The organism is Enterococcus sp. HMSC076E04, from assembly GCF_001814285.1.
Classification (GTDB): domain Bacteria; phylum Bacillota; class Bacilli; order Lactobacillales; family Enterococcaceae; genus Enterococcus_B; species Enterococcus_B lactis.
This window is the reverse complement of the sequence record NZ_KV815605.1, coordinates 1-5,431: the sequence shown is the minus strand read 5'-3', so window position 1 is coordinate 5,431 and position 5,431 is coordinate 1. Positions and strand designations below refer to the sequence as shown.

The following is a 5,431-nucleotide window of genomic DNA, read 5'->3' as shown; positions in this document are numbered from 1 at the left end:
AAAAAATGAGTCCACTTTATTGACACAGATCCAAAGAATAGATTTATATAAAAAATTAGGTACTCAAGAGATTTGGGAAGTTAACAATATTAGTAGTATGATGGGAGGCATGATTCATCCGTTCCATATCCATGGTGTTCAGTTTCAAATTTTATCTAGAGATGGAAATCAGCCCGCACTAAACGAGCAAGGATGGAAAGATACTGTGCTGGTAAATCCGGATGAAACAGTAGAACTTCTTGTGAAATTCGACCGTGAAGGTATTTTCATGTATCATTGTCATATATTAGAACATGAAGAGTATGGAATGATGGGACAAATGGAAATTAAATAGAAAATAATTTAAGAAGGATGATTGTCTATGAAAATTCTTATTGTGGACGATGAAGAAAAAATATTAGAAATTATTGATGCCTATCTAGTTGCTAATCATTATTCAGTTTATAAAGCAATAAGTGGCGCAATGGCATTGGAAAAGTTCGAGAAAAATAATCCTGATTTAGTTGTGTTAGATTTAATGCTTCCGGATACTGATGGATTGACTGTGTGTAGAAAAATCAGAGAAGTATCAAATGTACCAATTATAATGTTAACAGCTAAGTCTGATGAGGATGATATTCTTACTGGTCTCAAGTTAGGTGCCGATGACTATATGATTAAACCATTTAGTCCCAAAGAATTAGTTGCGAGAATACAAACTGTATTGCGCAGAACTGAGACCTTATCAAATCCTAATAAGCTTTCTTCAAGTAATGGGGAATTGATAGTATATCCTGAAAGTCGCCAAGTTTATCTACATCAAGTGGAATTAAACCTCACAACAACTGAATTTGATATTCTACACGCCCTAATATCCACACCTAATAAAGTCTTTTCTCGTAGTGATTTGATAGAGAAAGTTAAGGGAATAGAATTTGATGGACTAGATAGGAGCATCGATTCTCATATAAAAAACTTAAGACATAAAATTGAGAATGATGCTAAATCACCTATGTATATTTTGACAGTCCATGGTACAGGATATAGATTTGGTGGCCACTAATGAGAAAAAGAACGATAAAAACTCAATTAGTTCTTTCCTTTTTAGCAATCGCAACATTAATAATAGGATCGATTAGTTTAGTCGCATTAAGTTTGACGAACAATCATTTTAGTAAATACGTAGAAGAGCGACAAGAAGATTTGTTGAATCAGTATGTATATACAATTGATTTATTGTGGTTAAATAGTGGAGAAACATGGAACAGCGAGGAACTTGCAGCACTTTCTGAGAAAGCATTAGAAAATAATATTTATTTTTCTATAGAAGACGAACAAGGCAACATGGTTTGGGAACTTAAAGGAAAAAATTTGAAGTCAGCACAGGACAAACTGAAAAAAAATGCCTTGAAAGTTTCTGAGAAAAAAAGTGTGAAACTAGACGAAACAATAGAAGCGAAAAAGAAGTTAATTAATGATGGAAACGAGTTTGGAAAAGTAACGTTTTATTATTTCGGACCTTTTGCTTATACTGAGCACGATGCCTTGTTTATCTCCAGTATGAAACAAAGTTTAATGTATGTTGCTATTGCAGCTCTTCTTGTATCATTTATACTTGCTTCGTGGATCTCTGCTAGATTAGGATTACCACTAAAGCATGTAAGCGACTTTACACATAAATTAACCCGTGGGGAATATGCTGATAAAATCCCACAAGAAACTTCAATTATTGAAATTAATTCCTTGATTGATTCCCTAAATGATTTAAGTAATCAGTTGGAGAAACAGCATGGACTTCGAAAAAGATTAACTACTGATATTTCACATGAATTAAGAACTCCATTAGCTACCCTTAAAGGCAATGTGGAAGGAATGATTGACGGAGTCTGGAAAATAACTCCCGAGCGCCTACAATCTTGTTATGATGAAATAGATCGTCTAACTCGTTTAATTGGAAATATAGAAGTAATCAACAAAATTGAAGCAAAATATGATCATTTAAATAAAACTGAGTTTAACATATATAAGTTGATTGAATCCGTTATTGAAAATTTCGCCAGCAAAATTGAGTCAAAAAACCTTCATGTTGAAATCCAAGGGGATAACATCAATATATCTGCAGATAAAGATAAAATGAACCAAGTTGTTATCAATCTTTTGAATAATGCTATTAAATTTACGCAAAAGGAGGGAACCATTAAGTTTTCTATAAGTAAAAATAAAGACCATGTTCTTTTAATTGTTGAAGACAACGGCATCGGTATAGAAAAAGATCAGCAACTTCATATTTTTGATAGATTTTATATGGCTGACCCCTCCAGAAGTAGAGCTTTAGGGGGGCAAGGTATCGGATTAGCTATTGTAAAGAGCGTTATTGAAGCGCATAAAGGTAGTATAACTGTAAAAAGTAAATTAGGTCTAGGAACTAAATTTGTTATAAAGCTACCATTTCAATAAAGGAGGAGAGTTATTTGTTTCAAAAACAGATAAAAATTGCTAAACTAGTATGTGAATGTTGGGCAAAAAAAATATTTTTTCAACTGATTTCGATAGATAGTGTCGAAAAAGTTCATTTAGATATCTTATCAAATTCTGTAGTAATCTTTTCTAAGAAGGACTTATCAATAGCTACAATTAAAAAAGAAGTTTTTGGATTACAAATTTATGAGATGACCTAAATGTGATTAATTAAAGGAGGATGAAGACAGTGAAAAAGATGACAAAATTAGTATTTGCAAGTCTTGGAATTATTGTATTTTTAGGAGCGTGTAGCAATCAAAGTGAATCGAATAATTCTAAAAGCACAAACGAGGAATCGACTTCTACAGCGTCTAGTGAAATGAATAGTATGGAGGGAATGAATCACGAAGGTATGGTTCCTTCTTCAATGAAAGATGCTGCGAACCCTAAATTCCCGGTGGGAAGTAATGTTATACTGCTAGGCGATCATATGGAAGGGATGAAAGGTGCAAATGCTCAAGTTGTAGGGGCCTTTGATACTACAATGTATGAAGTAAGCTATGAGCCAAAAACTGGGGGACCAATGGTTAACAATCATCGATGGGTAGTACAAGAAGAGTTAAAAGATACTGAGACTGTAGCAAATGAGGGCGATACTGTTATCTTGAATGCCGATCACATGGATGGGATGATGGGAGCTGAAGCAAAAGTAGATAAATCTATTACAGGAACTGTTTACGTTGTTAATTACACTCCAACCGATGGTCAAGAAGAAGTTAAGAATCATATGTGGGTAACTGAAGATGAGATGGAATATGACGAAAATAATGAGTAATTTTATATACTAAACCAATAAGCTGGTACATGGCCTTCGTATTCTCAACATGAGGAATATGAGCTCTTTGTTAATAAGGACTGATGAGTTGTGCAAAATCAAATCTGGGTCAGAACGAACCTCATTCTGGCTCAGATTTTTGGCTCTTCGACATTTAGTGCTGGTAGAGAGACAACTGAAAATTTAGTCATAACCAGTTAGGCAGAGTGCTTAACTGGTTTTTGTTTTACTTGGAAGATCAAGCCTTGAATGAGATAAATTCTTGCTCGAAAGTTGTGGAAATTTCGATAGCCGTAGGCTACTCGTTTTATCACTTTTATCTTATTATTTGTTCTTTCCAATGCACCATTACTATACCTGGGTTTTAAAGCATATTGAATCCCTAATTTGTATTTATTTAAAAACGTCAGCTTCTTACAAAACCATTGTGGAAGGCATTGATCTAAGCTGTTGATCGTATCGAAAAAACTTTGGTTGTCCTTGTGTTTAAAGTGATAGAGGAGGAGCTGGCAAGTCTCGTAAGCCCTGGTTAATTGCTCGTCGTAACTCAAAAGCTCATCGACCATCGCTTTTTGCGTCATTGGTCTGCGAAAGGCTCGATCATATTGATAATCGGAACTATCCAGATCATAGGCATGCGTAAGGAGTAATTTCCAGAATCGCTTCAATCGTCAATACTTTGTCGGTTCCGTTTTTTGAAACCTGTTCATTGTTTTGATTCGCAACTGATTTAACGTACGAGTGATTTGTTGGACAATGTGAAAGCGATCGGTCACGATTTTGGCGTTTGGGAAGACCGCTTTTACAAGTTCAAAATAAGGGGCATTCATATCCATCACGACGTATTTCACGTTCGCTCGTGCTTTTCTAGTGAATTTAAGGAAATATGGTTTTAAGAAAGCAAGGCGACGATTCTCCAATACACCGATTAATTGCTGGGTCTGCCCATTCATAAAAACAAAACTCATTTTTCCACTGCAGGACTTCATCGATTTGAACTCATCAAAACAAAGGACCGAAGGTAACGTATCAAAACGAGGATGATACGTTTTTAAACAGGTGTGCAGGACACGCAGAACGGTTACGTCAGAGACAAAATAGCGATCGGCAATTTCTTTTCTTGTTGTATTCTTCGCCAGCTCCAAGGCAATTTGTACCTTTAATTCCTTTGAGAGATAGCAGTTTTCATCTACCAAATTGGTCTGAGCGTTGAATGTCGACTGACATTCTTTACAGTAAAAGCGCGTACGTACCAAGCGTAATTCTGTTTTGGTTGCTCGATAAGGCAAAAGTTGGACTTTTGTTTTATGTGAGCCATTCTTGATGATTTGTCCTTCATTTTTGATGCCACATTTACGGCAATGGCTTAGTATATAGCTAAGTTTAGCATGGATAAGATTGGTGCGAAAACCATCTTCTTCTACTGTCTCTAACCATTCTTCTTCGAAGAATAAATTTTCATCTGTTAAACCTAACAATTTTCTAGTACAATGATACATGGAGATATCCTTTCTTGGTATGGTTTTGTTTTAGACGACTAAATTCCACCAGTTAGGCTATCTCTTTTTCTATCTTTTTTTACAAAAAAAGTGTCAGTAGAAAATCTGTAGATTTTCCACCAACACTAAATATTGTAGAATCAAAAATCAGAACTACATCCAGTAGTTCTGATTTTTGGTTCTCTTATTGTATGCCTAGTATTTAAGACTCTGATTCAAATTTTGAAAAAGGAAAATTACTATTATAATTAAAAGCGTCACTTTTGTATATTACAAATACTAACTATTATCTATAAGTGTCTCACCATTTTTTGGCAAGCGCACATAGTTCAATAATAGTGAGCTCAAAACAACAGTAATTGAGCTAAGTGCCATTGCAAGACCAGCTAACTCTGGAGATAGTGTAAATCCAAGTGCTGAGAATATACCCGCTGCGACTGGAATATCTATCACGTTATATATGAAAGCCCAAAATAAGTTAATCAAAATCCGACTATATGTTTTTCGTGCTAATACTAAAGAAGTTACAACATCCATCAAATCATTTTTGACTAGTACAATACCTCCAGATTCAATTGCAATATCACTCCCCGATCCTATAGCAATACCTACTGTTGCCGTGGATGGTTCTGTTGCAAAGTTTTCCAAAAAATCTATT

At 34.9% G+C, this 5,431-nt stretch carries 5 protein-coding genes and 2 pseudogenes; 5 read left to right on the top strand and 2 right to left on the bottom strand.

The window, feature by feature from the left end; all coding sequences use genetic code 11:
• From HMPREF2961_RS15740 to HMPREF2961_RS08440, 5 genes are all read left to right on the top strand, one after another.
• Positions 1 to 334: multicopper oxidase domain-containing protein (locus tag HMPREF2961_RS15740; protein ID WP_176747397.1), on the top strand; the 334-nt coding region annotated here is incomplete at its 5' end.
• Positions 335 to 361: 27 nt separating this feature from the next.
• The gene (locus HMPREF2961_RS08455; RefSeq protein WP_002294790.1) at positions 362 to 1,042 is read left to right on the top strand and encodes a response regulator transcription factor; all 681 of its coding nucleotides are present in this window, start codon (positions 362 to 364) and stop codon (positions 1,040 to 1,042) included.
• Positions 1,042 to 2,436 carry a sensor histidine kinase gene (locus HMPREF2961_RS08450; protein ID WP_002294791.1) on the top strand — a complete coding sequence of 465 codons (1,395 nt, stop codon included), beginning with the start codon at positions 1,042 to 1,044 and terminating at the stop codon, positions 2,434 to 2,436. The genes HMPREF2961_RS08455 and HMPREF2961_RS08450 overlap by 1 nt, the downstream gene beginning before the upstream one ends.
• A gap of 14 nt (positions 2,437 to 2,450) precedes the next feature.
• A complete protein-coding gene (locus HMPREF2961_RS08445) occupies positions 2,451 to 2,657 on the top strand; it encodes a hypothetical protein (RefSeq protein ID WP_002307659.1) in 207 nt (68 codons plus the stop codon).
• A gap of 20 nt (positions 2,658 to 2,677) precedes the next feature.
• Positions 2,678 to 3,274 carry a YdhK family protein gene (locus tag HMPREF2961_RS08440; RefSeq protein WP_002316691.1) on the top strand — a complete coding sequence of 199 codons (597 nt, stop codon included), beginning with the start codon at positions 2,678 to 2,680 and terminating at the stop codon, positions 3,272 to 3,274.
• A gap of 197 nt (positions 3,275 to 3,471) precedes the next feature.
• Here HMPREF2961_RS08440 and HMPREF2961_RS15205 read toward each other — a convergent pair.
• Both HMPREF2961_RS15205 and HMPREF2961_RS08425 read right to left on the bottom strand, forming a co-directional pair.
• Positions 3,472 to 4,773: pseudogene (locus tag HMPREF2961_RS15205) on the bottom strand (ISL3 family transposase).
• Positions 4,774 to 5,052: 279 nt separating this feature from the next.
• A pseudogene (locus HMPREF2961_RS08425) lies at positions 5,053 to 5,431 on the bottom strand (ATPase P); the annotation flags it as partial.